Origin of the sequence: Curtobacterium sp. PhB190, from assembly GCF_004365385.1 — a bacterium.
Lineage (GTDB): Bacteria > Actinomycetota > Actinomycetes > Actinomycetales > Microbacteriaceae > Curtobacterium.
Genome location: NZ_SODN01000009.1, coordinates 120,188 through 145,658, shown reverse-complemented (window position 1 = coordinate 145,658; position 25,471 = coordinate 120,188). Strand labels below are relative to the sequence as shown.

The following is a 25,471-nucleotide window of genomic DNA, read 5'->3' as shown; positions in this document are numbered from 1 at the left end:
CAGCGGGTCGAGCAGCTCATCCGAGACGCTATCGCCGATGGTGTCCTTCTGGAGGGTGATCAGTTGCCGCCGTACCGGGTCGCTGCGGTGACGTCTGGGTTGAGCATTCACACGAGCCGGTCGATCGTCATCGTCGCCGCCGCACTGCTGACACCGAGCGCCTCCGCGAGGTCTGCTGCGCGCGCGGGGAAGCCGCCGGCTTCTCGCGCGGCGAGGAACTGCACCGTCTGGAAATCATTTGCCTTCAGGCCCATCCGAGCGCGTGCACGGTTCTGGAGCATCGTCTCCGCGACGCGAAGCCGGTTCACTGATTCCAGTAGCAGCACCCCGGCCGGAACGTGCGCACCGTCCTCACCCATCAGGCCCTCCAACCCGCAGCTGCCGGCCGCCTAGCGGCGGCCCGTCCGCATGCCAGTGCGCCAGCCGAGGCCCGGACAGACGTCCGGGCTTCCCGCGCCCTGCAGGGAGCACGCGCCACGACGACGTATCCGGACTGCGCAAGAACCGTGACCGTGTGAGGTTTGCTCGGCGTAGGACATGAGGTGTGGGCGCCTGCCCGTGGTTCGGGTCAGGGGGCAGGCGCCCTCGCGCTACGACGTCCGCTGGTGCGCGTGACGATTCCAACCCGAGCAGCAGCTCGGACGGCCAGCGGCTAGGGTTCCGCGGCGCAGCCCCGTAAACGGCACCGAGCACCACCCGGGTTCGGCCAGGTAGTTTGTGAGGTGCGGGATGGCTGTTGTAAGCCATCGCCCGAGCGCCGCGGAACGGCCGAGTTTGTACGGTGGGGGCATGTCGGAGACGCCTGTTGTACCCGTGGCCGCGTTGCTCGATGCGGTCGAGCGATGCCGGTATGCGGCTGCGCGGCTTGAGCGCACTCGGGCGGCCGCAGGACACACGTCGATCACGGAGCGGGAGGCGCTCCGGTACCTCCGGGCTGCGTCGGCGCGGGATGAGCCGTGCACGCCGAAGCAGCTCGGCGAGCACCTCGGCATCACCACGCCGTCGATGACGAGCCTGCTAGACCGGTTGGAGGCGTCCGGATTTCTCACGCGAGTGCCAAACCCCACCGATCGACGCTCCAGCTACGTGCAGCTGACTCTGGCTACACCGGATCGAGACGACACCGACCCACTTGCCGCGCACATCGCCGCCCTCTGTGCCGCCATTCCCCTAGCGGACGCGGAGATCATTACCCGGTTCCTCAACGACCTCGCAGCCCTCCACCCCACCACAACCACCAGCACCGGAACAGTGAAGGAGACACAATGAGCAACATCACCCCACCCTCCGTCCCAAACGATGACGGTGCCCTCGAGGGGCCCGGCGTGGAAGTGCCCACCACCGACTCGGATGGCACGGTGAAGCCCGCTGGTCTCGGTGACGGCAGCACCATCCCGAACCACCCGGACGGGCTCGCCGCCGGTTACTCCGATACCGACTCGCACTTTAACCCCGAAGAAGACACCCCCACGCAGTAACCCGGTTCTGCTGGGTCCGCGATGGTGCGGACTGGTCACAGACCCACAACTGTCGGATAGTGGAAGGTCCGCCGGGCAGTTCGGGTCCGCACGACGCACCGGGGGTACCGCCGAGCTTCAAGAAATCGGCCGTTACCCCGCACCCCTGGAAATTGACCCCGCTCAGGTCCATGCAGACGGTGCGCTCCGCGGCATCGACGCCGCGGATCTCTCATCGTCGTCTCGGTTCGCGTTCTCCGCGGAGGAGAGTTGAGCGGTGTGCACCATCCCGGGGACGTGCGGGATGACCCGAACGGTCCGCACACCTCCGCAAGCACGAGCCGGGGGTGGGTGCAAACTGTGGAGCAGCAGCGGGGTGGTTCCCGTTGCGAGCGGGGCGGCTGCCACCTATCCGGTGGCCGCCCCGCGCCTCCAACGGGAGCGCGAACCTACTGGGAGCCGAACAGGTCGGGGCGTGCAGTGTGTTCGCGGGTGCGGTCGAGTGGGATCTCGAAGAGGTCAGTACGGCGGTAGTCCTCGGACCAGCCTCGGCGCATGCGTGATGCTGCGCGGTCGAAGGCTTCGATGATGTCGAATCCGGGCACGAGGAGCGACTGCACGCGGAGGCCGTCGTAGAGGGCGAGGAGCTGTTCCGTGGCGCGGGCGGGCTCCATCGTGTTCGGTTCTCGACCAGTACGGATGTCGTGCTCGAGGGCGGTGCGGATGGTCTGCCGGAACCGGAGGTACAGGGTGCGGTAGTAGTCCGCACCCTCGTTTGCTGGGTCGGAGCTTGCTGCAAGGGTTGATGCGAGCAGCCGCATCAGTGCGGGTTCTTCCGAGTACGCGACGATGAGCGCGTGCAGGTATGCGACCGCGCCGTACTGCTCGGCGATGGGCAGCAAGGGCCGAGACAGGGTGCTGGACCACCGGTCGACGGTGGCGGTCAGCAGGCTCTGCCGGGTCGGGAAGTGCTGTCGGAGTGCGTCGACGCTGATCCCTGCGGTGTCGGCGATCTGGTCCATGTCGGCCCGTTCCACGCCGACATCGTGCAGCACCATGATCGCGGCGCTGATGATCTGCAGACGCGGCTCGATCGCATCGCCGACGCCCTGGTCGGTCAATGGTGCGAGGGGGTGCTTCCGGAACCACTCCAGGAGTGCTTTCGCCCGCGATGTGTTGCCGCCGCCCGGGACGGGGTCCGGATGGTCGGTGAACAGGTCGAGAAATCCCGGGATGTCCTTGATGAGAGGGTCGGCGGATTGGAACGCCATCGACCATTCTGGGAATGCCCGCGCACTGATGTGATCGACGGCCACTTCACGGACGTTGATGTGGCGTGGGTCCTGCCGGATCCCGGCGAACCGCTCCCGGACGACGTCGTCGTCGCCTTCGATGATCCCGAGACAGTTGCTGCCCTGATGGGCCAGGATCCCGGTGATGCCCAGCTGCAGGTTCTTCTCCCGGGCGATCACGAGGATCTCCGCGAGCTCCTCGTCCGTGACCGGGCGAGCCATCGTGCTCACGTACACCAGTGACAACATCTGGGACCCCTGTTTCCTTCACGCGTGTCTTACTCGCCCAGACTGGGCCACGCTTCCCGGAAACAGCAACCCGCGACTGGTTGCTGCGTCAGATGGATCACGGACAGTACCGGTGCAGGAGCAGACAGTGGTCGGTGAAAATGCCGACATCGCGGTCGCATCAATCGGAGTTAGTGTCTCCGGCAACCCGGTTTGAGCATGCTCCTGGGTCAACAGGGCGCCTGTTGCTGCACGCAACGGCGTCCAGCCGGGATGGTGTCGCAGGGGCACCATCCCGGACCCCTGCGGGCTGTGCGCCGCTCACAGCGGGTCGGGAGTTGCATACCATCGAGCAGGGGGAAGCAGATGAGACGACGCATCGCGTGGGTGAGATGACGACCGCCACGCGCGCCCCACGCGAGGACGGTGACGACGAACTCGACAGCGCTGACTCCTACTGGATCGACGCGGTCCAGCGAGCGATGCGTCCTGCACCCGCCGTGCTCGACGAGTACACGATCGCGACCACGGCACGGTCTGCGCGAGGGATCTCCGGAGACCTGTCTGATGTCACTGTGGACAGCCAGCGCGGGTACGCCACGGTCACGGTGGGGGACGTCATGGGCAAAGGCCTCGCCTCAGGGGTGCTCGCTGCGAACCTCCTCGGCAGCCTTGAGGTGTTCCGCCAGGAACCACCCGGCGAAGCCGTCGACGCTGCGGAGACCGCGACCCGAGACCACTTCGAACGCGCATCCGCGTTCGCGACCTTGTTCCACGCCCGGCTGCGATTCCGGGATGGACGGATCGAGTTCGTCGACGCGGGCCACGGCCTCACCGCGCACGCCCACACAACCGGTGCCGTTGAACGGATCCCATCGGCGGACTTCCCGATCGGCCTGCAACCCGCCGGGATACCTCGCCTGCCCCGTATCCTCCATCTCGCCCCCGGGGAGCTGCTCCTGATCGTCACCGATGGCCTGTTCGAGCTCCCCGACGCGTCCATGCACACACTCACGCAACTCGCCATCGAACTGCGAACAGCGACGCACCTGCAGCTTGCGCTCACCGCCTTCCTCGAAGCCGCGGGCCCAGACCTCGACGACGACACCACCCTCACCGCGATCCGCCGCCACCCCTGACACAGTGTTGTGGCCATGCGGCGCGTGATGCCATCGCCTCGCTGAGAGATCGATCGGTGCAGGGCAGTGCGCGAACGGCAGGTGCCTGAAGAGGCGTCGGGCTCCAGTTCGACCGCGGAGTACCCGGACGACGTGCGACGCGGTCCCCGGACTGGGGGAAACCGGTCGTGATCCGAACGCCTACGGTGAACCCATCACCAGTAGAAAGATCGGTACGCCCCACATGCCCGGCACCCAACCAACAGCTATCGACCCGTTCACGGCCGCCTACCGGCAGCACGCGTCTGGGTTGCGCGGTTTCGTGGGAACGATCATCATCGACCGTCACCTCGCTGAAGACGTCGTCCATGAAGCGTTCCTCGAGTGGTGGCAGCACCCGGCCCGGTACGACCCGACTCGCGCCACGCTCGAGTCATGGCTGCGCACAATCGCCCATCGACGAGCCATCGATCGGATCCGTAGCCGTGAAGCGTCCCGCCGCCGGGACTTTCGCCTCGGGATCCGCGATCACCACAGCACCGACCACAGCCTCGACCAGTTCGACGCTCACTTCTCACGGGCACGACTCCGTGGAGCGCTGGCAGAGCTGACCGAAAAGCAACGTGAGGCCGTCATCCTCCGCTACCTGGGTGAGCGCAGCACCGAGGAAGTTGCCCGCGACCTGCACACCACCGTCGGAACCGCGAAAACCCGAGTCCGAGACGGGTTGACCGCGCTCCGTCATCGGCTACAACCCCAATCGTCAACCACCTGACCACTCACGCGCCACGCCACCAGCACATCGACCGAAAGGCACCTCTCATGTCCAGCAACGCAGCAGCTCCGCGCACCGGCTTCGCCGCCACCCTCACCCAGAAGGGCGCCCTGCTGTTCGGCGTGGTCTTCCTGATCGTCGGCATCGCCGGCTTCATCCCCGGACTCACCATGGACATGGGGTCCATGTCGATGGCCGGTCACGGATCCATGGCCCTGCTCCTGGGCCTGTTCCAGGTATCCGTCTTGCACAACATCGTGCACTTGCTCTTCGGCATCGTCGGCGTTGCCGCAGCCCGTTCTGCCGGCGGCGCACGGCTCTACCTGCTGGTCGGCGGCATCATCTACGCGGTGCTGTTCATCTACGGCCTCTTCACCGCCAGCATGACCGGCGCGGCGAACTTCGTTCCGCTCAACAGCGCCGACAACGTGCTCCACGCCTTCCTCGCCGTCGCGATGATCATCCTCGGCATCGTCCTGCCCCGAGTCAGCGCACGCGAACGAGCTTGACTTACAAGCGATGATGTGAAGGGCACCGATCACACGATCGGTGCCCTTCACGGTCCCTGGCATGAGACACGGCGCATCTGCTCAACCCGTCTCGGTGAACGATCGGCTACTCAGTCGGACTGTCGGAATTGGTGAACTGTCGGATCCATCGTTCTGCGTTGAGTCCGGTTCCTGGGTCGAGCTGCCGTCTGCCGATGCGCTCGAATCCGTGCTTCGCGTAGAAGCGCTGGGCGCGCAGATTGAACGAGAACACGAGCAGGTGCGCGTCGTCTCCGCCGATCGCGGCGTGGAGGAGATTCGACGCCAACCCTGTTCCGTGTGAGCCCTGATCGACGTACAGGGTCGACAATTCGAGTGCGGGAAGGCCGTCCCGTGCTTCGGATGTGTGCGTCGTGCTGGCGACGCCGAGGAGCCGGCCGTTGGCCGACTCGGCCACGAACACGTGCCGACTTCCGGCACGGACGCGGCGGTGGCGGTGGCAAGGGTCGGACAGGCTGAGATCGCACCCTCGACGTCTGGCGCTGGCTAGCGTGGTCGCATGAAGAAGGCAAGGTTCTCCAGGGGCCCGATGCTCAGGTTGCGCGCAGCGTCGGGGCGTCAGCGCTCCGCGAACGCGACCGCCTCGCTCCCCGTCCTCGTGTTCGCCGTGACCGACGGCACCTGCAGCGTGGACGCGACCCCGGTGCCGAGGTGGACGAGGGCGGTGCCGGGCTCGATGCGGCTGGAGATCGAGGACCGCGAGATCCGGACGCCGATGAGGTCGCCGGCAAGCGTGTCCTGCGGGGAGAGCAGGGCACCGCGACGGTTCTTCTTGGCGTCGACCTGCCAGCCGCCGAAGCCGGCTGCGAGGCCGGTGGTATTCCCGCCGAGCAGGAGCCCCTGCCGGTTATCCGCGGCGGCTCGCCCCCACTCGCGGAGCCACTTCGCGGCGGTGCAGTCGATGAGGAGCTCGCCGTCGTCGACGACGAGGACCGTCGGTCTCCCGGACGCCGTGAGGACGGGGGACAGGTCCTCCACGGTGACGTCGTCGCCGGAGAACACTGCGCGGACCCCGGGCAACCCGTCGAGGTCGCGGACCGCACCCTGGCGTGGCGCCAAAACCACGAGTTCCGTCCCGCCCGCGAGCAGCGACCGCGCCATCGACGCGAGCATCGTCGACCGCCCGGACCGCGACGGGCCCGCGACAATGAAGGTCCCGCCACCGGTCGACAGGTCGACGGTCTGCAGCTCCATGTCGTCGCCGCCGATCCCGGTCACCGCGACCATCGGCGACAGCGACGGCGCTGACTCGAGCGCGAGTGCCCCGTCGAGGTCCAAATCCTTCGGCAGGGCGTCGACGCGGAACGGTCGCGGAGACGGCGGCACGGCGGCACCGGCACGCAGTGACGTCGCGAGGTCTCGGACGGCGGCGGTCTGTCCCGCTCCGGACACGTCTGATCCGAGCGAGGCGAACTGCACCTCGATGCCGGAGTCCGCCCGGAAGCCGCGTCCCGCAGGGATCGTCGCCGGGAGCTTGCGGTGGTTGATGCCACCGAGCGAGTAGTCGAGCCGGTCGGTCAGGCGCAGCACGATCTTGTCGTCGGTGAGCGTCGACATCCGGGACGACAGGAGCGTCCGGTCGCCGGAAACGACGACGTGGATGCCGGCCGCGGCGCCGTCACGCAGCAACGCTTGCAGCGCGTCGGTGAGGGCACCGCCGTCGACCTCGCCGAGCGACGTCGTGAAGTTCTCCCACCGGTCGACGAGCACCAGCACGTGCGGCAGGCGTTCGCCCGGATCGGCGAGGAGCCGCTGCTCGGTGATGTCGGACGCGCTCGCGGCGGCGATGACGTCGTGTCGCCGGGCGGTCTCGCGCGTGAGTCGGTCGATGAGCCGGGTCGCGCGCTCGACCTGGGTGCGCTGCACCACCCCGCCGCAGTGCGGCAGCGTCTGCAGCGACGCCATGGCGCCGTTGCCGCAGTCGATCGCGTACAGGTGCAGTTCGGTCGACGGGATGGACGCAGCGGCGGAGGCCGCGATGGTCCGCAGCGCGAGTGAACGGCCGGAGCCGGGTGCGCCGACGACGTAGAGGTGGCTGAAGCGATCGAGGTCGATCTCGGCGGCGCGCTGCTCCTGGGTGTCGGGGAGGTCCTCCGTGCCGTAGGGGAACCGGAGCACTCCGTCGATCGCGGCGCGGGTCCGTTCCGCGCCGACGGCTGCCGTACCGACGGCATCGAGCGGGAGCAGTTCGGGCAGCGGTGGGAGCCACGGACTGTGCAGGGGACCGATTGCGAGCCGGTCGCGCGCGTCAGCCATCGCGCCGACGAGGACCGACAGGTCGGTCGCAGCCGTCGCGCGGTCGCTCCGGACGGGGCGCGCGGGCGGTGCGGTCGCGAAGTCGCGCCAGTCGAGCACGCGGACGAACGGGAGGCTCGTGGCCGGGTCCTCGTCGCCGGCCCACTTCCCGCCCACGCGAGCGGACTGGAAGGGCACCACCGAGGAGTGCCCGAGGCGCGCGAATGCGCGCCCCGGCACACTCTTCGGGATGCGCGCTGCGTCCGCGATGTCGATGACGTCGGTGCTCTCACCCGAGTCGGTCATGCGGAGGGCGACGCGCAGGTTGGTGTTCGCGCGAATGTCCGGTCCGACCACGCCGCCGGGGCGTTGCGTCGCGAGGATGAGGTGCACGCCGAGCGACCGGCCGCGCTGCGCGATGCCGATCAGCCCGGCGACGAAGTCAGGCAGCTCGGTGACCATGGCCGCGAACTCGTCGATCACCAGGACGAGCCGCGGCATCGCCTCGCCGGCACCGCCGCGCTCCAGGTGCGCCTGGTGGTCCTCGATGTCCTTCGCCCCGGACGCCGCCAGGACGTGCTCGCGACGGGTGAGTTCGGCGCGGAGCGACCGGAGCGCGCGCTCGACGAGGTGCTGGTCGAGGTCGGTGACGAGCCCGACGGTGTGCGGCAGGTCGGACGCCACGCTGAAAGCAGCGCCACCCTTGTAGTCGACGAGCACGAAGGTCATCTGGTCCGGATGGTTCGCGAGCGCGAGCGACGCGACGAGGGTCTGCAGGAACTCGGACTTGCCCGAACCGGTCGTTCCTGCGACGAGACCGTGTGGGCCGTCCTTCACGAGGTCGAGCGCGAACGCCCCGTCGATCCCCACGCCCACAACCGCCGAGGTCGTCGCTGGGCCGCGCTGCCACCGCTCCGCGACGATCGCCCCGGACGGCTGCGGCAGGTCGACCACGTCGAGCAGCCGCGCAGCGTCGGGCACCAGGCCGTCCCCGTCCGAGCCGCTCGTGTCCCGCAGCGGGGACACGGCACGGGCGACGTCGTCGAACCAGTCGTCCTCGACGCGGTCGGCGAGCACGAGCTCCACGGGCGCGGAGAGCTGCCGCCGCAGGACCAGCTCGGTCTCGGTCCGGTGCGTGACGGTCGCGACGCATTCCTCGGGGAGCTGCCACTCCTCCTCGTCGATGCACACCAGTCGGATGCCGCACGCCGGCCCGTCGCGGAGCAGTCCCACGACGCCCGGCATCGCACGCAGCCGACGGGCGCCGTCGAGCACGACGACGATCTCCGGCAAGAAGCGCGCGCGCATCGAGCCGTTCTTGGTTCGCTCGGCCCGGCGCTCGGCGAGCACCTGGGTCAACTCGGCCAGTCGACGACCGATGGTCTCGCCGTCCGCGCCGATGAGGGCGAGAGCGTCCTGCCCGCCGGTCGGCCGCAGGTGCGGGAGCCAGAGCGTCCATGCCCACTGCGGAACGTGCTGCTGCGCGGTGAGCACGACGAACTGCACCTCGCGCGGACTCTGCGTCACGGCGAGCTGCCCGAGCACCCACCGGCCGAGTTCGCGCGGCGACGCTCCGGCCCCGGCGATGCCGAGCACGCCGACCTCGGCGAGCGGCACGGTTACTGGGACGCCCCTGGTGATCCGGTCCTCGTGCGCGAGGCCGTCGAGGTCGCGGTCGTCCTGCACGGTGACCGTCGAGGGCAGGTCACCGATGCCGATCCGGACGTGCAGGTGGTCGGCGTCCGAGGGGCGCCGCTCCCAGAGTCGACGCCCCGGGGTCGTCGCGACGACGCGCAGCGACCCGGCGTCGGACGATGACGACCTGCGCTCGTCCCGCTCGGCGAGCACCGCGGCGTCGATCGCACGCTCGAGCGCCGAGACCCGCTCCCGGTGCTCTGCGGTCTGCTTCCGGTGGCTCTTCTTGCCCGTCCGTCTGGCGGTGACGGTCTGCCCGATGACCATGATCGGCGTCATCGCGGCGAACAGCAGGTAGAACGGCGAGTGGAACACCGTCGCCATGACGATGCCGAACATCGCCGGGACGAACACCATGATCCACGGGATCGCGGACCGCTGCGGCGGCACGGGCGGCTTCGGGATCCGGAACTGCGTCGTCAGAAACGGGGGCAGTAACCGGGGAGGCCGGTTGAAGTCCAGCTGTCCCGAGTCCGGCGGCCGGAGCAGCATGCGATCCACGACCTCGACCGGGCGCACCGTGAGGACGGTCGAACCGAGGCGCACGAGCGCGTCGGGGACCCATGCCATCCACTCGTCGCCGATCTCGTCCTGCTCGATCGTGACCGAACCGGCTGAACCGATTACCGGCTCGTCCGTCGGTGCCTGCCGGACCGTCACGCTCCCGTCGAAGGCGATCCGGGCCTCCAGTCCGGGGTGGTCCGCAGCGTCCGCGCCGACCGTCGGCGACCCGTCGTCAGCGGCTGCGATCCGGAACGTGCCCGGCGAGAGCCGACGCGTCCGGCCTGCGTCGACACCACCGACGACCAGCAGGTGGACGACCCCTCGCTCCGTCTCGGGGCGGTCCGTGCCGCCGACGTGCAGCACTGCACCGTCGACCAACCCGCTCCTGGCGAAGGGGACGTCGCCGTCGGGTGCGTCCTGCGGCATCGCTGCGCCGCCGGTGCGGCGAGCGAGCGCGTCGACGACACTGCGCATCGGGGTCTGGCCCGGTGCGTCGACGAGCACGTCGGAAGAATCGCCTGTGACGTCGTCGACGACGGTGACGACGACGCGCATCAGGCGTCCGCCTCCATCGGGAGCACTGTCGGATCGAGCTGCGTTGATGCCGCAAGGGGCATGGACAGGCCGACGTCCATCCACCGGACCGTCCCGAGGACGTCCGAGACGTGTGTGCCGTCGCGGCGGGCCTCGACCGTCCACCGGGCGAGCGGGTGCGGCGCGGCCGCGACACAGGCCCACCGGCCACCCGGCCGCTCGAGGAGCCGGGCGAGCTCGCGACCGTCCTCCCCGGACGGCACCTTCGCCACGACCAGGAGGCCCGGGGTTGCGTCCGCCGCGACGGCCGCGATCGCGTCGTGCACCGACACGGCCACACCGAACGCGGAGCCGGTACCCACGCTGAGCAAAGCGGTCCCCGTGGCCCACGGAGCGGTGCGAACCTGGTCGACCACGCGGCGGAGCACCGCGTCCCGTGCGGCCTGCTCACCCCGGAGCGCGACGATCCCGCGCACACGACGCAGGTCGACGAGGACGTTCTCGTCACCATCGGTGCCTAGGGAGACCACCGTGGCGAATTCGCTCGGGGCCGGCGCGGTGAGCGGCACGGCCTGCAGCGCCCACATCGGGGCCGACCACGAACGGCCGTCCGGGGTCGCGGCCCATGGCTGCGGCGGTGCGATAGTCGGGGAAGCGAGGTCGAGCCGCACGGTCGTGCCGACCAGGATGCGGACCGCGCCGGGGAAGACGACCCCGGCGGCTGCGCACGAGGCGTCCACCGCGCGGAGGACCCGGTCGATGCCCCACGGCGCGGCCGGGTCACGGCGGACCTGATCGGCCCACGCGAGCGCGTCGGTCGCCGTGCGCCGACGGACGGTGATGATCGTCGGGATCACGAAGGCCAGGGTCCCGAGGAACAGCACGACCGACATCGTCAGGAGCAGGTGCGACTCGGGGTGGGCGAAGGACCAGGTCACGCGGCTCCTCCGAGCTCGGCCAGACGGCGTTCGAGGGTGGTCGGTTCGGCTCCGGGGACGTCGGTCCACCGGAACGTGGTCATGATCGCGTCGAAGAGCGAGACGAGCGCATCGGTGAGCCGCTCGTCGGTGCCCGGGAGGCTGATCGCCGAGAAGGACATCACGACCCATCGGCCGGGCCGATGCGGGACCGGGATCGTGTACACGACCTGGCGGTCGTCCACGACGGGCAGGTCCTCGCCGATGCTGGGGAGCTCGGCGCCGGGGTCGGCGCGACGGACCACCGTCTCCGTGCGAGCGGCGATGCCGCCGTCCACCTCGCGGATGCCGGGGTCGTCCTGCTCCCGACGGTCGGGCAGGGCATCGGCGAGGATCTCCGCGATCACCTGCTCCGGGGCCTCGTCGGACTCGTCGTCCACCTCGGTCTCGATGACGGACACCGGGGGCGTGAAGCTGTCGACGGGCTGCACGGGCAGGTACACCGCCGTCGCGCCGTTGTCGCCGGCCTCGACCACGGTCGCGGTCAGGCGCTTCCGCATCTCCTGCCGCAGCGGTTCGGCACGGTCGCGGGGCAGGTCGTCCGGGAGCGCGTTGGCGATCACCTGCCGGACGATCTCACCGAGTTCTTCGCGATGGGGCACGTCTGCGGGGAGCCGAGCCCACCCCGGCGGGACGACCATGAAGAAGGACGCGGTCGGTTCGGTCATGCGGCCACCTCGTTCCGGATCGCAGCGAGCAGGTCGACGACCTCTGGTCCGAACACCGGGACGACGTCGAGGTCCCTGGTGCGCCAGAGGACGCGGGTGTCGACGGCGGGGCCGTCTCTACCGCCTTCCCGCCGGACCGCACACACCGTCGCCCAGATCGCGCCGTCGTCGTCGAGGTCGTACCGGGTGACGACCGGCCCCTCGCCCCCGACGTGCTCGGGGAGCTCGTCGACCGCGGGCTGCTCCACCGGGAGCCCACCATCGGCACCGGCGAGCTCGAGGAGCGCGCGGGTGCCGCGTGCGTCGTCTCCGTCGGTGACCCCGACCGAGACCACGACGGGGAGCGGCCACCGGTTCGGGACACCGAGACCCGCGACGAGCCGGTCGCCGCCGTAGAGCGAAGCGCGGAACTCGAGCAGGGTGTCGAGTGCCGTCTGCGGGTCGACCTCCCGCCCGTCGTCGAAGATCCGCTGCTCGCCCTCGGCCTCGCGGTCCACGTGCACGATCGCCTCGAACAACCGCAGCACCTCGGCACGCCACTCGGGGGTCGCGTCGGCGACGTCCGGGATGACGAGCCACTGCGGGGACTCGACGTCGATGCTCGACGTGACGGCGGGTGCTGCTGTGGTCATTGCGCTGCTCTCAGACGGCGATCGGGTGCTTGATCGCGTTCCAGTCGTCGGTCCACGGACGCTTCTTGTCCGCGCCGTCGCCGATCGGGTTGATGACGAGCCCGGCGATGGAGTAGTTCTTGCCCCACACGGCCATCCCGCCGTTGACGTAGGTGTGCCACTTCGGGGCGTTCCCGACCAGCGTGCCGAGCCCGTTGGCGCCGCCGAATTTGCCGAGGTCGTTCCGCAGTAGCTGGAAGTCGACGCCGCCGATCCGTTCCGCCCAGCTCGTGAAGCCCTGCCTGGTGAACCGGTCGGCACCGAACTGTTTCGAGATCGTGGCCCAGTCGTTCTTGATCGTCGTGCCGACCTTCGGGATGTTCCACCAGTTCGGGTTGTCCTTGAACTTGCCGGCGAAGTCGTCCAGCTTGTTCAACCCGTTCGTCCTGACCTCGTTGCCCAGCTGGTTGGCGTACCGCACCTTGGTTGCCGACCCAGCGCTCGTCCAGTCCTTGATGGCGGCGTCCCGGATCTTCGAGATCTTCCCGAGGTCGACCTTCGTGGCGTTCTGGATCGCAGTCTTGCCGGCGGTGACGCCCTTGCCGACCGCGACGGAGGTCGCCTTCGTGATCCCGGCACCGACCCCGAGCGTGACCACGCCGACGACCGCCATGACCAGGTCGAACACGTTCCCCTCACCGAGCGCGGTCAACCCGATCTGCGCGACGAGACTGACCCCGGCCGCGACGGCGCCCATGATGGCCAGCACACCGACGCCGGGGATCAGGATCGCCAGCGCAGCCAGGGCTATGCCGATGTACGTGAAGATCTTGACGATCAGCTTCAGCAGCTTCGAGAAGAACGCCTTGATCTTGTCGCCCAGGGTGTCGTGCAGGCCGTCGTCCCATGCCGCGCGGATCGTCGACGCCGCCGCCTTGCCCGCACCGTCGAGTGCCGACAACGCGTTCCGCAGCTTGGTCTTCGCCGCGTCCATTGCGTCGTTCGACCTGGTGGTCGCCGCGTGCTTCGCGTCGATCTGCCCCTGCTCGTCGTCGGTGAGCGGGGGAGCGTCGTCGGCGCGGTTCTCGGAGGGGTCCGGCATCGCCGACGCACTCGCACCCGACTGCTGTGCGGTCTCCGCTGCCTGCAGTGCCGCGGCCGACTCGCTGAGCCCGTCCTCGAGTGCCGGCAGGTACCCCGTCAGCGCATCCCGGATGGCGTCGTACCGGCCTGACATCTTCTGCAGGGACTCCGCGACCTCCTTGCTCTTCTTCCGGACGGCGTCAGCGGTCTCGCCCTTGAACTTGCTGTCGTCGCCGTCGCCGATGCTCTTCAGGACCGCCGCCTCGGAGGTGATCTCCGACGCCATGTCCCTGTAGTACGTGATGAGCTCCTGCATCACGCCGGTGTCCGCGATCACCGGGTCGGTGGACTCGCCGAGCAAACCCCAGTTGCCCTCGCGCACCGGCATCAGGCGTTCCCCGCGTCCGTCGTCTCGGTGGTGAGCTTCTCGCTGAGGTCGTGCTCAAGGTCCGTCCAGTTCTGAGTGACCTTCTGCATCTTGTCCCGCAAACCGGCGATGGCGCCCTTCATCTTGTTGCGGTGGATCTTCCAGTCGCCGGAGAAGTCGTTCATGGCCTTGTACACGTCGTGCTGGCCGTAGACCTGGTCGAGCGCGCGGTCGTCGGACTTCTGGTGCTCCAGCTCGTCCGAGATGTGCTGCAGCTTGGTGGTCGAGTCCTCGAGGACTTCCTTCGTGATGATGAGGTCTGCCATGACTGCTCCTGGTCGGTGAACGGGATCGGAACCGGATCGGCCCCGGTGCTCGTCGTCATGACGAGGACCGGGACCGATTCGCGGTCGCTACTTGATGGCGTTCGCGAGTTCCTGGTCGGTCTGCTGGAGCGCCTCGGACGCCTTGTTCAGGTACATCGACATGCCCTCGAGGCCCTCGATCGTCTTCGTCGCACCGTCGTTGAACTCCTGGTACGAGCTGCCGAAGGCAACCGACGACTGGTCCGTGACGTAGCCACCCGAGATGAGGGAGTCCACCAGCGACTTCAGCTCACGCAGCTTCGAGGTGATGTCCTGCTCACCGTTCACGAGTCGGGTCGCGGCGTCCTGCATCTCGCCGTAGGTCACGTTCAAGTTGGGCATTGCCTGCTCCTGTCGTTCGTCTGCACCCCCGATCGAGGGACAGATCAGAGGTTATTTCACGATGGAACCGGTTGCCGGGGTACGTTTCCCGACGTGTTGCGGAGTGCACTTCTTCACACGATTGTGCAGATTCCAGTACATCGCCGCCGGCACACGGTCGATGCCGAGCGGTATTCGTATGTCACCCGTTATGAAATTCTGGGCCATCCGGCGTGTCGGGACGCGCCGAGCGGATGTCCGGTCCCCCGAAAGGAGGACTCAGAAACCGTGCACCAACGCGCCGGACGCCTCCTTGTCGCCGGGGACCCGCTCCTGGTCCGAGCCCCACCCGGTCTGTTTGACGCCCTGGCTGTAGGTGAACGGGTTCGTCCAGCTGGCGACGACACGGCCGCCGGCGACGTACTTGTGCCACGCGGGGAGCGCGGCGATGTCCGCGCCGTAGTCGCGCTTCATGGTGACTTTCATCGCGTCCATCTCGATCTGCCGGTTGACGCTGAAGACCGCGCAAGAGCCCAACAGCGGTTGCGGTCATGGACGATCGGCATCGCCTGCCGTTATATCGAGGGCATCGGTGCGTGGTTGACCACAGTGCGGCACCGGTCACGTACCCGGTTGTCGCGGACCCGAAGATCACCGCGGGGATCACGGGCACGCCCTACAGCCCGGGCGCCTACATCAACCTGACCGGCGCGGAAATGAAGGCGATCGCCACGGCCGCGACCGCGATCGCCGGACTCAGCGCCGTCGCCATCTGCTCAGGAACGACCAAGCTCCCGTCACCAGTGGCAAAAGTCGCGGCGGTCCTGTGCACCGCCGCTGGAGGTGTGACGGTGAAGGCAGTCTTCAAGAGCATCGCCAAGATCTACTCGAACAAGAAGTACGCCAGCAACTCCTGCTACCAGACCAAGGTCGGCTCCGCGAAGCCCTTCGTGAAGACCGCCCGCAAGAACTGCAGCAGTTAGGGTCGATCCGATGTTGCTGAAGTTCATCGCGGTACCGATCGTCGTCCTCGGCCTGATCGGCTTCCTCACCGACACCAGTTGGTGGTTGCTCGCCATCCTTGGAGCTGCCTCGGCGCTTGCACTCATCGCGGGCGACGCCCTGATCGCTCGACACAAACGGCGGACGTCACCACGCCGATAGAGCAATGACGTAACAGAGCCCCAGCACCCAACGGTGCTGGGGCTCTCGCGTTGCGTCTCACGTCACAACCGTGTGAAGGATCGTGCCCAGAATCGGGCAGATCAGCGTGGACCACCACACACCCGGATCCCCAGATCTCCGCGGGCGCCGGATTCACTGCCGAGGCGTGCGGTAGCCGATCGGCTGTCGGACACGTCATCCGCCGGGAAATCGCCCCATCCACTTGTGCACGAGACTCCCTTCCCACCGCATCCCTGCCGACGACGGTCGGGGTCGCTAGGGTCATGGAAGGATCGACCCACACAGAATGGGACTGCTGCAGGTTTGGTTGACTCGTTCGATTAGGCCGGGAGTGCGACCTGTGGGTTGATGATCGTCTCGTACTCGATCGGGGTCAACTTCCCCAGACCACGTTGGCGCCGTTTCCGGTGGTAGGTCGCTTCGATCCAGGTGATGATCGCGAGCCGGAGCTCGTCCCGGGTCGCCCAGCGTCTCCGGTTGAGGACGTTCTTCTGCAGGAGCGCGAAGAATGATTCCATCGCAGCGTTGTCCGCGCACGCGCCGACCCGCCCCACCGATCCGAGCAGCCCGACGTCCGATAGCGCCCGGACGAACTTCTTCGATCGAACCTGGCTGCCCCGATCCGAATGGACCACCGTCCCTGACGGGTTCCGGCGGTGCACCGCCATCTGCAGAGCCGCGACGGCGAGCGAGGACCGCATCCGGTCACTGATCGAGTAGCCGACGATGCGCCGCGAGCACGCGTCCTTGATCGCGCAGAGGTAGAGCTTGCCCTCACCGGTCGGGTGCTCCGTGACGTCCGTCAGCCAGAGCTTGTCGAGGTCTGGTGCCGTGAACGCACGCCGGACCCGGTCGTCGTGCACCGGCGGCCCGGCCTTGCGATTCAGGCCGCGCTTCTTCGCATGCAGCGACCAGAGCCGCTGCTGCGAGCACAGCCGCCACACCCGCCGCTCTGATGCTCGGTGGCCGGCAGCATGAAGGTCATCGGCGATGAACCGGTATCCGAACGTCGGATCGTCGCGGTGCGCATCGATCGTTGCGTTGGTCAGGTGCGCGTCCGCCCAGTCGCGATCGGTCACCGGATCGACACGCCACCGATAGAAGGCCTGCTTCGAGAAGCCCAACACCCGGCAGGCCACCGCGACCGGGATCCGATCGTCGGCGAGTTCGAGGACCAGCGGGTAGATCATTTTGGGAGTTGCGACTGGGCGAAGTACGCGGCCGCCCGGCGGAGGATCTCGTTCTCCTGCTCGAGCAGCCGGATCCGTTTCTGCGCGTCTCGCAGCTCCGCTTGCTCGACAAATTTCGCCGACGGCGACGCTGCAACCCTGATGCCGTCGTCGCGGTCCGCGAGCCGCAACCAGCGGGCCAGGCAGGACTCGGACACGCCGAAGTCCTTCGCGACCTGCCGCACCGACGTCTCGCCCTTCCGGGCGACCGCGATCACGTCGCGGCGGAACTCTTCCGGATACGCCTTCACCATGGCGCACATCCTTCCAGCAGGAGCCAACGCCCCTACCCGTCAGGAGTCAACCAAACCTGCAGCAGTCCCGAGGTACTGATGCCTGCCGCAGATGTGCGAAGACGCGTAACGCGCGGCGGTCGGGCTGACATGGTGCGCCAGGTCATCAGCACGTACGGGGTGAGCACGCTCGCGGCCGCGATCCGCCTACACAGCCTGCAGCTGATCGAGACGGTGGACCTGGAACAGGTTCGGCAGGAGTCCGATGACGTCTGGCAGCGCGAACGCGACCAGCTCAGCGCCGCCGACGGCCACCCGCCGTACGCGACGCTGCGATACCGCGACCTCGGCCCGACCTATGTCGGCCGAGTGATGCGAGCCCTGCACCAGAACCGCGTTGACTACCTCGAGGCCAGCTACATGCTCGGCGCGAAGATCCCCACGGTCGAGAAGCTCGAGCAGGAGTACCAACGACGAGGTAGCCAGTGACCGACTACACACTCGACACGAACATCCTCATCCTGCTCAACCGGCACTACCCGCGCGACATTTTCCCCGGCCCCTGGACCGAACTCGAAGCGCTCATCGACGCCCGGCACGCCTGCATCTGCCGGGAAGTCCTCGACGAACTCGCCCGCGGCGGCGACCAGCTGCACAGCTGGGCGAAGAACGAGACCGGTTTCGTCTGCGAGATCACCGCCGAGGAAATCCCGATCGTCGACGCGATCAGCATCGCGCACCCCGGCTGGGTGCAAGGCACCGCCAATGCCGCGGATCCATGGCTGATCGCACACGCAGCGGCCAGTGGCCGAACGATCGTCACAGAGGAACGCCGCGCTGGCGACAACGTGCAAGACCAAAACCAAAAGATCCCCACCGTCGCCACCGAACAACAGGTCGACACGATCAACTTCTTCGCGCTTGCACGCGCCGAAGGATGGCAGTTCTCCTCCAACGTGTGATCATCCTTGGACCGAATGTGGTCCCGGTTGAGGATCCGCTAACGGGCGCGCGAGGGGGTTCAGGATGCGGCTACGCCGGGCGATCAGCGGTGGGTTCCGAGTTGCGCGATGGTCCGATGATGATGCGACCGACCGTCTTTGGTGGCGCTGCTACGGTCTTCTTGTGCGGATAGCAGCCATTTCCGACGTCCACGGGAACGTCTTCGCCCTCGAAGCAGTGCTCGACGAAATTAGTTCCTTGCAGATCGATCTCATCGTGAACCTCGGCGATCTCCTCTCTGGTGGTGTCCGACCCGCGGAGACTGCCGATCTGCTCATGCGGACCCCTGCGGTCACCGTCCGCGGCAACCATGAACGGCAACTCCTCGAGCTCCCGCGAGACCAGATGAGCCGGTCCGACTCGCTCGCTGCGGACGAAATCACCGCGACGCACCGACAGTGGATCGCGTCACTTCCCGCGCGCGTGGTGCCCGTTCCGGGCGTTCTCGCGTTCCACGGGGCACCCGATGACGACCTGGTGTACCTGCTCGAAACCGTCACTCCCGACGGGGTCCGTGCCGCCACGATGGACGAGGTCGTCGCGCGACTCGGCGGGCTTCCGGACGAACGGCTGCTCCTGTGCGGCCACACACATCTGCAGCGGCAGCTGCGGCTCAGCAACGGTGCGCTCGTCGTGAACCCTGGAAGTGTGGGCTGGCCGGCGTACGACGACGATCGGCCCCACCCGCATGTGATCGAAGCGGGCTCACCAGAGGCGCGTTTCGCGGTTATCGAGGATGTGGCCGGCTCCTGGGAAGCCACCTTTTACAGCGTCGCTTACCCGATCGAGACGGCCGCGGAGGTCGCGCGCGCGAACGAGCGTCCAGATGTCGAGTACGCGCTACGCACGGGCCGCATGCCCAGCAGCGGCAAGTAGCGAACCGTTGCCGGAATACTCAAACGGGGGGCGTTGACATCGTCGTGCCATCCGACCGCTTCGCGGCTGCGCGGTTCAGCCCTATGCGATTCGAGAACAGTCACCGGCCAAACCCGCACGTGGCTGAGGCGGTACTCGACGCTGCGCGACTGGCACCCTCTGCCGGAAACTCGCAGCCGTGGGGTTTCATCGTTGGCCTTCGCGGAGACACCACACACTCGCGGTTCTCACGCCGCCTCGCGCGGAGTTCGGCCCAGTGGGCGCCGGACGCGGACTTCTTGTCGCGAACCTCACCCAAGTGCGCATCATCGACAGCGACATGGAGTACTCCGAGTTCGCACGGTACGACCTCGGGCAGGCAGTAGCGCACATGACCTTCGAAGCGCATCGTCGCGGGCTGTCCGCCCACCAGTTCAGAGCATTCGACAGGGAGGCACTCAGCCACGAGTTCTCCCTCCCAGGGCACCTCGAGCTGACGAGCATGACAGCATTCGGCGTCCCGGCGCACGCAATTGGTGAGGTCGTGGGACCCGGTACGAATCGTCAACGGCTCTCACACGATGAGATCCTTTGGAGCCAAACCGATGGATGAACGACCACGGCACGCTGCTCGCTGAACCCAGCGTCGCCCCCCCCGATCCGCATCGCAGTCACTCACTCACTCAGCGATCCTGATCCGAACGCGCGATGAGGCAGCTCGGGGACTGCAGCAGTCCCATGGCTGCTCCGGGCCGGTGTCCATTGCGGGTCGGAACGGTTGCGCCTTCAGTCAAGATTCGCATCATTTGTAGAACTGGGCGACGCCGCCGTGGTGTGAGCACGCGCCTTGGTGGTGCGCAGCGTACGAGAGAGAACCGTCAACACAGAGAGCGGTGGCGCCGCCCCCGTCGGGCACGGCCGGTGCCGGTGCAGGCGCCGGCGCCGGGGCTGGTGCGACGTATGTGCCGACGCTTGTGACCTGCGCCACTGGTGGTGTGGTGACTTCCTGGAGAACCTGTTGGCGTCTGGTCTCTTTGCCGTCGGTGATCGTGACGCGGTACGTCGTGGTCTGGACGCCGCGGACGCCTTTGGTCGTCACGGTGGTCGTGCCCTGCGCGAGAGTGTCGTTTTCGACGGTCGTGGACTCGAACGGGATTCTGGCGGTCTCGGTGACGAGCTTCGTCGTTACCGTCGGTGTCGGTGTCGGTGTCGGTGTCGGTGTCGCCGCCGCGTGTGGTGTCTTGGTGGGGGCGGGGGAGGCGGCCATCGCCGCCGGCTGATCGGCTGCGGGACTCGACGGGTGCGCGGCGCCGAAGGCTGATCCAGAGCCGAGGAGTACAACGAAAGCGAGCCCTGCCCCGAGCGCCGCTGCGGAGCGTTTCCGGGGGAGCCTGAGCCAGGTGGTGCGCCGGAACAGCAGACCGTAGACGGCAGTGATCAGGACTACGAGGGCGGTCATCAGGAGCATCGACCACACACCGCCCGAAGCGAGAGCGATCAGCGCCAGCACCAAGGTGACGACGATCCCGACCCACGTCGCGGTGGGGAGCTTCCTGCGGTTGGTGCCGATCGGGCGGTGGCTGCTCGGGCGGTGTGAAGGCATTGCGGCTCCCTGGTGATGAGGACCGCACAAGTCTGCGGGGCTGCTCAGCTCAACGCTTTCCCCCAGATCGGGGGTGCGTTGTGCGCCAACGACATCGGCGGAAGACCGCGCCGAAGGACGCCGCCCGGTTCCTCGCGGTCGCGCTGACCCGCCACGCCGCCACCCGGTACGCGTCCGGCATGGTGTCCGCCCGCGGGCTGCTCGGCATCGAGACCACCGGGTGGGAGGGCGACACGCTCTCCCAGTGGGTCGAGGAACACCCCACGAAGGGGCTGCACCTGTCCCTCGCGGTGGTGTTCTCCGGGTTCGAGAACATCGCGAACCGTGAGTGGTGGCGCACCCCGGACGCGGAGTCCCGCGGCTACCTGAACCAGTTGGCCGCGTGGGGGTACCCGCTCAGCCACGTCGAGCAGTTGGCCGCAGGCATCCAGCCCGACCCCGACCAGGCGGACGGCGAGGACGCGGCAGCCGAGTAGGTGACACGGCATGAGGGTCGCAGCCAGCGGCCCTCACGCCCACGCGGCACCGGTTCGTGTCCCATCCGACACCGAAAATGTCCCACGGACTCTCCCGACGTCCGTGGGCTGCGCGTCGGCTTCGCCACCGCATGAGGGGCGTGCCCCTCATCGCTCCCCAGCGCTGCTCGACGGACCTCGCACCGTGACGACACCGCAGAGCGGCGCCGCATCAATCCCGCTCAGACGCCCGCAGGATCCGCCGCCGGCGACGTTGACGAGCGATCCTGGGTGGCCCATGCGATCTGGTGGTCGTCGCAGAACCGTCCCGGCGGTTCCTCGCCCGTGTCGAGGTCCAGTAGCTCCCACGCTTCCGGACCGGCCTGAGCGGTGCAGCCGGCGACGTCGCACGGCTCGAGTACAGCGAACTGCACCCAGAACGCGTTCGACACGACAATCGCGGTCGGCGCGGTCGTCGCTGCCGCATATGGGTCTGCGGCCGCGGACGGCAGGGGCTTGGGTACCAGCTCGAGCAGCGCGTCTGCTGGCTGAATCCGGGTTCGGCTCTGTTTCCTACGGCCGCCGCGACGAGATCCCATACCGGCGATGCTGCCAGCGGCACCATCGACGCTGCTGTACGACATGCCGTCGTTGGGAGGTGAAACCGGGGCGGGAGTACGCACGATCACTCAGAAAGAGTTCCCGCCCCGGCGCCGGCCCCAGGGGAGGGAAACCGGCACCAGCAACCATGCCCGACCGACTCGCTTCACGTCCACTGCTTCTGGCCAAGCTCCCACCGCCACCAGCATGGACTGTGCGGTAGCTGCCTGCAGCGATCAGTTCTGTGTCGGCCCCGACGAGGGGAAGGCGGCCGCGGGATCTCCGCCGCGTGCCGCGACGTCATACCGTGCCCACGACTCCACCTGCAGCGGAGACGGGGTCGCGCCGCCGTGGACGGTGGCCGCGATCTCGTTCGCGTACATGTCACGCATCTCTTCAGCATGCTTCCGCAACAACACCATCGACTCCCCTCAGGCCGGAGCACGCATCGACGATGCGCCCCCATAGCAGCGCTCCACCGCATCGTCGATGCGCTCGCATGATTGTGCCTCACTTCGTGCGATGTTGCACAAAGTCGTGGATCCGAACATGCCGAAGTGCTCGCCGCTGAGCGCACGGATCAGCAGGTTGATGACGAGCGCCAGGCCGGCGAGGACGCCGAGGAAGTCGAGCAAGGGCCCGACCGAGTCGAAGAACCGGCCGATCGCTCGGAACGGGCGCCGGCGTTGCCGCGGGGCGGGGTGTCCGGCGTGCTCGCTCATGGGACGAGTATCCCAAGGCTTCCGGCCAGAGGCCGGGAGTCGCTGCGCTCCGGGTGGAACCGGCTCCGCCGGCACTGTGGGCCCTTCGGGCAGTTGGTTTGCCTGGAAGCCTTCGGCAGCGTACGGACGTCCAGGTTCCGCGCAAGCGGCAAGCGGCAAGCGGCAAGCCGCAAGCCGCAAGCCGCCGGATCCTCCGAGATTTCCGGCACGCGCTTCGCTTATTTCGCGCCGAAATTCTCTCCCCTCCGCCCTTCGGGTTGCACTGCACCCTCCCGTCCTAGCGGCGACAAGTCGCCTTCCAGGCAAAACAACGAGAGGGAGAGAGGAAACCCAATGCAGCACATTAACACCGTCACCACCATCGTCCCGGTCGTGGACGCGGACGACATTCCGCGCCAGTTGGCGAAGATCGCCGAACGAGACGAAGACCTCCGGGTCCGCGCCCGTCAGGGGTACCAGCTGACCCACACCGCCACGGTCGCAGGTCCGCACTTCACCACGTTCGTCGACACCTTCACCCACGACAGCGGCCGGGAGTGAGCAAAGCGGCCGGGACCAACACGAATTTGGTCCCGGCCGCCCGAATCACTCTCCCACAACCGATCCCGAAGGAACCGGCACCACCATGACTACCACCATCCTCCCCACGAAGGCCGTCGCGGCCTTGCTCCGCAAGGAACTGCGCACCCGGTTCCCGGGCATCAAGTTCTCCGTGCGCTGCTCCACCGGCACCGCGGCCGCGTGGATCAACGTCCACCACGAAGACGGCCCCACCAGTGCGCAGGTCGACGAGATCTGCGGCAAGTACGAGGGCCGCTCGTTCGACGGGATGGCCGACACCTACACCGACCACGGCACCACGTTGATCGCTGGGGAGGCGGGGGAGATGCCGACCGAAGTCCAGTACGGCTGCGACGGCATCAACACCGCCCGCGACTTCACCCCAGCCGGACACATCGAAGCCCAGCGGATTGTCCGCGAGTCCAGCAACATGCCGCACCTGGTCCTCTGCGACGACGCCGGCGTCCTCGTCGAGGGCCGCGACATCACGGACGGGCAGGGCTGCGAGTTCAACGACGGCTGGCACGCCTGGGACCGCTCGCACCTCTCCGCCTGGTCTGCGGTGCGGTTCCTGTTGCAGCACGTTGACCTCACACCGGCCCCAGCACGCCAGTAGCCGAGCAGGCCGCGCCGCCGATAGCGACGGCGACGCGGCCCCCTATCTCCCACGGAACGCCCGCCGACCAAGCGGGCACCCCAGCAGCACTGTAAAGGACTACCGCTCATGTTCATCACCTACGAACGCCCCACCCACCTCACCGACGAGCAGACCGACCCGCAGGCCCCGGCCGCCGACCTGGCACCCGGCGCGGACGTCGACCCCCGCGTGCCGGTGTGCGGTGCGTCAACCTACGACGTCGACGGCACCCGCTGGACCTGCACCCGTGGTCCAGGCCACGCCGACGACGAGCACCGGGCCGTGTTCGACCGCTACCACGGGGGTGCCGTCGGCCAGGTCGCGTTCGCGTGGCAGTACGAGTGGGGCGGAGCCGGCCACGGCCCGTCGTCGACCGTCCCCATGACGACTGTCACCGTCACGGTGTCGTTTCCGTCGACGGCGTGGACGAACGAGCAGCTGCCCGAATCGATCGCCGACGAAGTACGGTCCGTGTTCTGGGAGTGCGACCACGACGACGTCACCGTGCAGACCATCGCGACCAGCACCACGCACCCCGTCGCGGGCTGACCCGCCGGGGCGGTGACGGTCGGCGACGTGGTGAAAAGCGCCGGGGTGACACATTTAGAGAATGCGCAGCACGCTATTTCTATCGGGTGACGGTAATAGCAGCACGACGTTAATGCGCCAGGGGATAGCCAGCCCTCCCGCCGTGATCGATGCCCCAGCCGTGCGTTCGTAAACGTCAAGCGTTGGTGCCAGATAATGCATATGCAACAACCTGCCAGCAGTAGTGCCGCCCGGTAAAAAATAGTAGAAGAATGTGCGAAAAAGGCTACCCATATAGGCCCGCGTGTTATAGAATAGAAGCATGCAACGGGGGAGAGTCCCCCGGCATCACAAACTTTACGAAAAGGTGATTTCGATGAGCATCACGGTGTACACCAAGTCCGGGTTCTGCGGCATGTGCAAGGCCACCGAGCGTGCTCTCGCATCCGCCGGCATCGAGTACACCGAAGCCCACCTCGAAGACGTCGACCAGGCGCAGATCGACGAGTGGAAGACCACCCTCGGCATGAACGCCCCCATCGTCATCACCGACACGGAAGTTGGCGCATGGTCTGGGTTCCGCCCCGACAAGATCGGCGAACTCGCCTCGAGCGCGGCCGCGTGATGTCGATGACCCTCGAACGTCCGACCACCGTCCGCCCCGACGTCATCCAGCCGGCGACCCGTGCCGCCGTCGACGAGCTCTACGCCGGCGACACCGTCACCGCGTTCCGCGCCATCGACCAGGCCACCGCCGACCCGACCGAGCACGTCCACGGATGGGAACTGTCCGACGAGCAGCGGCAGGTCTACGAGGCCGGGTTCATGGTCGGGTTTCAGATGGCTGCGCCGGAGCTCATGGCCGAGGTCGCCTCGCTGCGGGCCCGCCTCGAGCAGGCCGAGCACGACGCCGACCGGTACTACGCCGAATTGTGCCGCCGACCCGCACCCGCGGAACCGTTCGCATCGGACCCGACGTTCGCGGAGATCTCTCAGTTCCGCGGCGAGCACGACCGCGCCGCCCGCCACGATGCAGCGATCGACCGGATGTTCCCCCAGTACGCCCGCGCATGAGCAGGGACA

32 protein-coding genes are annotated in these 25,471 nt (G+C 67.8%); 17 read left to right on the top strand and 15 right to left on the bottom strand.

The window, feature by feature from the left end; all coding sequences use genetic code 11:
- Nucleotides 1–107 precede the first annotated feature (107 nt).
- Entirely contained in the window at nt 108–359 is a 252-nt protein-coding gene (locus EDF47_RS16055; RefSeq protein WP_131847359.1) for a hypothetical protein, read from the bottom strand.
- A 430-nt stretch (nt 360–789) separates the two neighbouring features.
- Between EDF47_RS16055 and EDF47_RS16050 the strand changes: the two genes are divergently transcribed.
- Both EDF47_RS16050 and EDF47_RS16045 read left to right on the top strand, forming a co-directional pair.
- Nucleotides 790–1,269, top strand: a complete 480-nt coding sequence (locus EDF47_RS16050; RefSeq protein WP_133938547.1) for a MarR family transcriptional regulator — start codon at nt 790–792, stop codon at nt 1,267–1,269.
- Complete coding sequence (locus EDF47_RS16045; protein ID WP_131847355.1) at nt 1,266–1,478, top strand: hypothetical protein; 213 nt, start codon at nt 1,266–1,268, stop codon at nt 1,476–1,478. The genes EDF47_RS16050 and EDF47_RS16045 overlap by 4 nt, the downstream gene beginning before the upstream one ends.
- A 428-nt stretch (nt 1,479–1,906) precedes the next feature.
- Here EDF47_RS16045 and EDF47_RS16040 read toward each other — a convergent pair whose 3' ends face one another.
- Nucleotides 1,907–2,998 carry a BLUF domain-containing protein gene (locus EDF47_RS16040; protein ID WP_131847353.1) on the bottom strand — a complete coding sequence of 364 codons (1,092 nt, stop codon included), beginning with the start codon at nt 2,996–2,998 and terminating at the stop codon, nt 1,907–1,909.
- Between the two features lie 317 nt (nt 2,999–3,315).
- On the opposite strand from EDF47_RS16040, the gene EDF47_RS16035 reads away from it, so the two are divergent.
- From EDF47_RS16035 to EDF47_RS16025, 3 genes are all read left to right on the top strand, one after another.
- A complete protein-coding gene (locus tag EDF47_RS16035; protein WP_165901490.1) occupies nt 3,316–4,116 on the top strand; it encodes a PP2C family protein-serine/threonine phosphatase in 801 nt (266 codons plus the stop codon).
- Nucleotides 4,117–4,339: 223 nt separating this feature from the next.
- Nucleotides 4,340–4,870, top strand: a complete 531-nt coding sequence (locus EDF47_RS16030) for a sigma-70 family RNA polymerase sigma factor (RefSeq protein ID WP_132100791.1) — start codon at nt 4,340–4,342, stop codon at nt 4,868–4,870.
- Between the two features lie 47 nt (nt 4,871–4,917).
- A complete protein-coding gene (locus tag EDF47_RS16025; protein WP_131847347.1) occupies nt 4,918–5,379 on the top strand; it encodes a DUF4383 domain-containing protein in 462 nt (153 codons plus the stop codon).
- Nucleotides 5,380–5,485: 106 nt separating this feature from the next.
- Here the strand turns inward: EDF47_RS16025 and EDF47_RS19945 are convergent, their stop codons facing one another.
- From EDF47_RS19945 to EDF47_RS15980, 9 genes are all read right to left on the bottom strand, one after another.
- On the bottom strand, nt 5,486–5,872 hold the full coding sequence (locus EDF47_RS19945; RefSeq protein ID WP_279388079.1) for a GNAT family N-acetyltransferase: 387 nt from the start codon (nt 5,870–5,872) through the stop codon (nt 5,486–5,488).
- A 104-nt stretch (nt 5,873–5,976) separates the two neighbouring features.
- A complete protein-coding gene (locus tag EDF47_RS16015; RefSeq protein ID WP_131847343.1) occupies nt 5,977–10,407 on the bottom strand; it encodes an FtsK/SpoIIIE domain-containing protein in 4,431 nt (1,476 codons plus the stop codon).
- Nucleotides 10,407–11,324 (bottom strand): hypothetical protein, encoded by a 918-nt coding sequence (locus EDF47_RS16010; RefSeq protein WP_132100789.1) that lies wholly within the window; start codon nt 11,322–11,324, stop codon nt 10,407–10,409. Before EDF47_RS16010 ends, EDF47_RS16015 begins: the two co-directional genes overlap by 1 nt.
- On the bottom strand, nt 11,321–12,031 hold the full coding sequence (locus tag EDF47_RS16005; protein ID WP_131847338.1) for a hypothetical protein: 711 nt from the start codon (nt 12,029–12,031) through the stop codon (nt 11,321–11,323). Before EDF47_RS16005 ends, EDF47_RS16010 begins: the two co-directional genes overlap by 4 nt.
- Entirely contained in the window at nt 12,028–12,663 is a 636-nt protein-coding gene (locus EDF47_RS16000) for a hypothetical protein (RefSeq protein WP_131847336.1), read from the bottom strand. The genes EDF47_RS16005 and EDF47_RS16000 overlap by 4 nt, the downstream gene beginning before the upstream one ends.
- 10 nt (nt 12,664–12,673) lie before the next feature.
- Nucleotides 12,674–14,113 (bottom strand): hypothetical protein, encoded by a 1,440-nt coding sequence (locus EDF47_RS15995; protein WP_131847334.1) that lies wholly within the window; start codon nt 14,111–14,113, stop codon nt 12,674–12,676.
- Nucleotides 14,113–14,418: a hypothetical protein gene (locus EDF47_RS15990; protein ID WP_027467100.1), complete on the bottom strand. Its 306-nt coding sequence runs from the start codon at nt 14,416–14,418 to the stop codon at nt 14,113–14,115. Before EDF47_RS15990 ends, EDF47_RS15995 begins: the two co-directional genes overlap by 1 nt.
- 87 nt (nt 14,419–14,505) lie before the next feature.
- Nucleotides 14,506–14,799: a WXG100 family type VII secretion target gene (locus tag EDF47_RS15985; protein WP_027467101.1), complete on the bottom strand. Its 294-nt coding sequence runs from the start codon at nt 14,797–14,799 to the stop codon at nt 14,506–14,508.
- Between the two features lie 258 nt (nt 14,800–15,057).
- Nucleotides 15,058–15,264 (bottom strand): hypothetical protein, encoded by a 207-nt coding sequence (locus tag EDF47_RS15980; protein ID WP_131847332.1) that lies wholly within the window; start codon nt 15,262–15,264, stop codon nt 15,058–15,060.
- Nucleotides 15,265–15,374: 110 nt separating this feature from the next.
- On the opposite strand from EDF47_RS15980, the gene EDF47_RS15975 reads away from it, so the two are divergent.
- Both EDF47_RS15975 and EDF47_RS19940 read left to right on the top strand, forming a co-directional pair.
- Nucleotides 15,375–15,761 carry a hypothetical protein gene (locus EDF47_RS15975; RefSeq protein WP_132100788.1) on the top strand — a complete coding sequence of 129 codons (387 nt, stop codon included), beginning with the start codon at nt 15,375–15,377 and terminating at the stop codon, nt 15,759–15,761.
- 10 nt (nt 15,762–15,771) lie between these two features.
- Complete coding sequence (locus tag EDF47_RS19940) at nt 15,772–15,942, top strand: hypothetical protein (RefSeq protein WP_165901488.1); 171 nt, start codon at nt 15,772–15,774, stop codon at nt 15,940–15,942.
- Between the two features lie 341 nt (nt 15,943–16,283).
- Here EDF47_RS19940 and EDF47_RS15970 read toward each other — a convergent pair.
- A protein-coding gene (locus EDF47_RS15970) for an IS3 family transposase (protein WP_133938610.1) occupies nt 16,284–17,446 on the bottom strand; the annotation gives its coding sequence in 2 pieces (ribosomal slippage) (nt 16,284–17,164 and nt 17,164–17,446; 1,164 coding nt in all).
- Between the two features lie 129 nt (nt 17,447–17,575).
- On the opposite strand from EDF47_RS15970, the gene EDF47_RS15965 reads away from it, so the two are divergent.
- The 4 genes from EDF47_RS15965 to EDF47_RS20240 all read left to right on the top strand — a co-directional run bounded on the left by EDF47_RS15965 (nt 17,576) and on the right by EDF47_RS20240 (nt 19,895).
- Nucleotides 17,576–17,914: a hypothetical protein gene (locus EDF47_RS15965; RefSeq protein ID WP_131847326.1), complete on the top strand. Its 339-nt coding sequence runs from the start codon at nt 17,576–17,578 to the stop codon at nt 17,912–17,914.
- Nucleotides 17,911–18,387, top strand: a complete 477-nt coding sequence (locus EDF47_RS15960) for a DUF4411 family protein (protein ID WP_131847324.1) — start codon at nt 17,911–17,913, stop codon at nt 18,385–18,387. Before EDF47_RS15965 ends, EDF47_RS15960 begins: the two co-directional genes overlap by 4 nt.
- Nucleotides 18,388–18,550: 163 nt before the next feature.
- On the top strand, nt 18,551–19,303 hold the full coding sequence (locus EDF47_RS15955; RefSeq protein WP_132100787.1) for a metallophosphoesterase family protein: 753 nt from the start codon (nt 18,551–18,553) through the stop codon (nt 19,301–19,303).
- Between the two features lie 298 nt (nt 19,304–19,601).
- Nucleotides 19,602–19,895 carry a hypothetical protein gene (locus EDF47_RS20240; RefSeq protein ID WP_243650144.1) on the top strand — a complete coding sequence of 98 codons (294 nt, stop codon included), beginning with the start codon at nt 19,602–19,604 and terminating at the stop codon, nt 19,893–19,895.
- A gap of 189 nt (nt 19,896–20,084) precedes the next feature.
- On the opposite strand, the gene EDF47_RS20370 is transcribed toward EDF47_RS20240, so the two are convergent.
- Nucleotides 20,085–20,885 (bottom strand): G5 domain-containing protein, encoded by an 801-nt coding sequence (locus tag EDF47_RS20370; protein WP_279586389.1) that lies wholly within the window; start codon nt 20,883–20,885, stop codon nt 20,085–20,087.
- A gap of 80 nt (nt 20,886–20,965) precedes the next feature.
- Here EDF47_RS20370 and EDF47_RS15940 point away from each other — a divergent pair, with 80 nt between their 5' ends.
- Nucleotides 20,966–21,361, top strand: coding sequence for a hypothetical protein (locus EDF47_RS15940; RefSeq protein WP_132100786.1), 396 nt, complete (start codon nt 20,966–20,968; stop codon nt 21,359–21,361).
- A gap of 221 nt (nt 21,362–21,582) precedes the next feature.
- Here the strand turns inward: EDF47_RS15940 and EDF47_RS15935 are convergent, their stop codons facing one another.
- Together EDF47_RS15935 and EDF47_RS15930 are read right to left on the bottom strand one after the other, a co-directional pair.
- Nucleotides 21,583–21,984 (bottom strand): hypothetical protein, encoded by a 402-nt coding sequence (locus EDF47_RS15935; RefSeq protein WP_131847318.1) that lies wholly within the window; start codon nt 21,982–21,984, stop codon nt 21,583–21,585.
- Between the two features lie 387 nt (nt 21,985–22,371).
- Nucleotides 22,372–22,662 carry a hypothetical protein gene (locus EDF47_RS15930; protein ID WP_131847316.1) on the bottom strand — a complete coding sequence of 97 codons (291 nt, stop codon included), beginning with the start codon at nt 22,660–22,662 and terminating at the stop codon, nt 22,372–22,374.
- Nucleotides 22,663–22,995: 333 nt separating this feature from the next.
- Between EDF47_RS15930 and EDF47_RS15925 the strand changes: the two genes are divergently transcribed.
- The 5 genes from EDF47_RS15925 (at nt 22,996) to EDF47_RS15905 (ending at nt 25,462) form a co-directional block, all read left to right on the top strand.
- Entirely contained in the window at nt 22,996–23,202 is a 207-nt protein-coding gene (locus EDF47_RS15925) for a hypothetical protein (protein WP_132100785.1), read from the top strand.
- A gap of 85 nt (nt 23,203–23,287) precedes the next feature.
- Complete coding sequence (locus EDF47_RS15920; protein WP_131847312.1) at nt 23,288–23,839, top strand: LPD29 domain-containing protein; 552 nt, start codon at nt 23,288–23,290, stop codon at nt 23,837–23,839.
- 108 nt (nt 23,840–23,947) lie between these two features.
- A complete protein-coding gene (locus tag EDF47_RS15915) occupies nt 23,948–24,409 on the top strand; it encodes a hypothetical protein (protein WP_131847310.1) in 462 nt (153 codons plus the stop codon).
- A 355-nt stretch (nt 24,410–24,764) separates the two neighbouring features.
- Entirely contained in the window at nt 24,765–25,013 is a 249-nt protein-coding gene (locus EDF47_RS15910) for a glutaredoxin domain-containing protein (RefSeq protein ID WP_131847308.1), read from the top strand.
- 5 nt (nt 25,014–25,018) lie between these two features.
- Nucleotides 25,019–25,462, top strand: coding sequence for a hypothetical protein (locus EDF47_RS15905; RefSeq protein WP_132100782.1), 444 nt, complete (start codon nt 25,019–25,021; stop codon nt 25,460–25,462).
- The last annotated feature ends 9 nt before the right edge of the window (nt 25,463–25,471 follow it).

Coding starts and splice junctions, on each gene's coding strand:
- EDF47_RS16055 (WP_131847359.1), bottom strand. CDS start 359: ATGGGTGAGGACGGTGCGCACGTTCCGGCCGGGGTGCTGCTACTGGAA.
- EDF47_RS16050 (WP_133938547.1), top strand. CDS start 790: ATGTCGGAGACGCCTGTTGTACCCGTGGCCGCGTTGCTCGATGCGGTC.
- EDF47_RS16045 (WP_131847355.1), top strand. CDS start 1,266: ATGAGCAACATCACCCCACCCTCCGTCCCAAACGATGACGGTGCCCTC.
- EDF47_RS16040 (WP_131847353.1), bottom strand. CDS start 2,998: ATGTTGTCACTGGTGTACGTGAGCACGATGGCTCGCCCGGTCACGGAC.
- EDF47_RS16030 (WP_132100791.1), top strand. CDS start 4,340: ATGCCCGGCACCCAACCAACAGCTATCGACCCGTTCACGGCCGCCTAC.
- EDF47_RS16025 (WP_131847347.1), top strand. CDS start 4,918: ATGTCCAGCAACGCAGCAGCTCCGCGCACCGGCTTCGCCGCCACCCTC.
- EDF47_RS16015 (WP_131847343.1), bottom strand. CDS start 10,407: ATGCGCGTCGTCGTCACCGTCGTCGACGACGTCACAGGCGATTCTTCC.
- EDF47_RS16005 (WP_131847338.1), bottom strand. CDS start 12,031: ATGACCGAACCGACCGCGTCCTTCTTCATGGTCGTCCCGCCGGGGTGG.
- EDF47_RS16000 (WP_131847336.1), bottom strand. CDS start 12,663: ATGACCACAGCAGCACCCGCCGTCACGTCGAGCATCGACGTCGAGTCC.
- EDF47_RS15995 (WP_131847334.1), bottom strand. CDS start 14,113: ATGCCGGTGCGCGAGGGCAACTGGGGTTTGCTCGGCGAGTCCACCGAC.
- EDF47_RS15990 (WP_027467100.1), bottom strand. CDS start 14,418: ATGGCAGACCTCATCATCACGAAGGAAGTCCTCGAGGACTCGACCACC.
- EDF47_RS15985 (WP_027467101.1), bottom strand. CDS start 14,799: ATGCCCAACTTGAACGTGACCTACGGCGAGATGCAGGACGCCGCGACC.
- EDF47_RS15980 (WP_131847332.1), bottom strand. CDS start 15,264: ATGAAAGTCACCATGAAGCGCGACTACGGCGCGGACATCGCCGCGCTC.
- EDF47_RS19940 (WP_165901488.1), top strand. CDS start 15,772: ATGTTGCTGAAGTTCATCGCGGTACCGATCGTCGTCCTCGGCCTGATC.
- EDF47_RS15965 (WP_131847326.1), top strand. CDS start 17,576: ATGGTGCGCCAGGTCATCAGCACGTACGGGGTGAGCACGCTCGCGGCC.
- EDF47_RS20370 (WP_279586389.1), bottom strand. CDS start 20,885: ATGCCTTCACACCGCCCGAGCAGCCACCGCCCGATCGGCACCAACCGC.
- EDF47_RS15935 (WP_131847318.1), bottom strand. CDS start 21,984: ATGTCGTACAGCAGCGTCGATGGTGCCGCTGGCAGCATCGCCGGTATG.
- EDF47_RS15930 (WP_131847316.1), bottom strand. CDS start 22,662: ATGAGCGAGCACGCCGGACACCCCGCCCCGCGGCAACGCCGGCGCCCG.
- EDF47_RS15925 (WP_132100785.1), top strand. CDS start 22,996: ATGCAGCACATTAACACCGTCACCACCATCGTCCCGGTCGTGGACGCG.
- EDF47_RS15920 (WP_131847312.1), top strand. CDS start 23,288: ATGACTACCACCATCCTCCCCACGAAGGCCGTCGCGGCCTTGCTCCGC.
- EDF47_RS15915 (WP_131847310.1), top strand. CDS start 23,948: ATGTTCATCACCTACGAACGCCCCACCCACCTCACCGACGAGCAGACC.
- EDF47_RS15910 (WP_131847308.1), top strand. CDS start 24,765: ATGAGCATCACGGTGTACACCAAGTCCGGGTTCTGCGGCATGTGCAAG.
- EDF47_RS15905 (WP_132100782.1), top strand. CDS start 25,019: ATGACCCTCGAACGTCCGACCACCGTCCGCCCCGACGTCATCCAGCCG.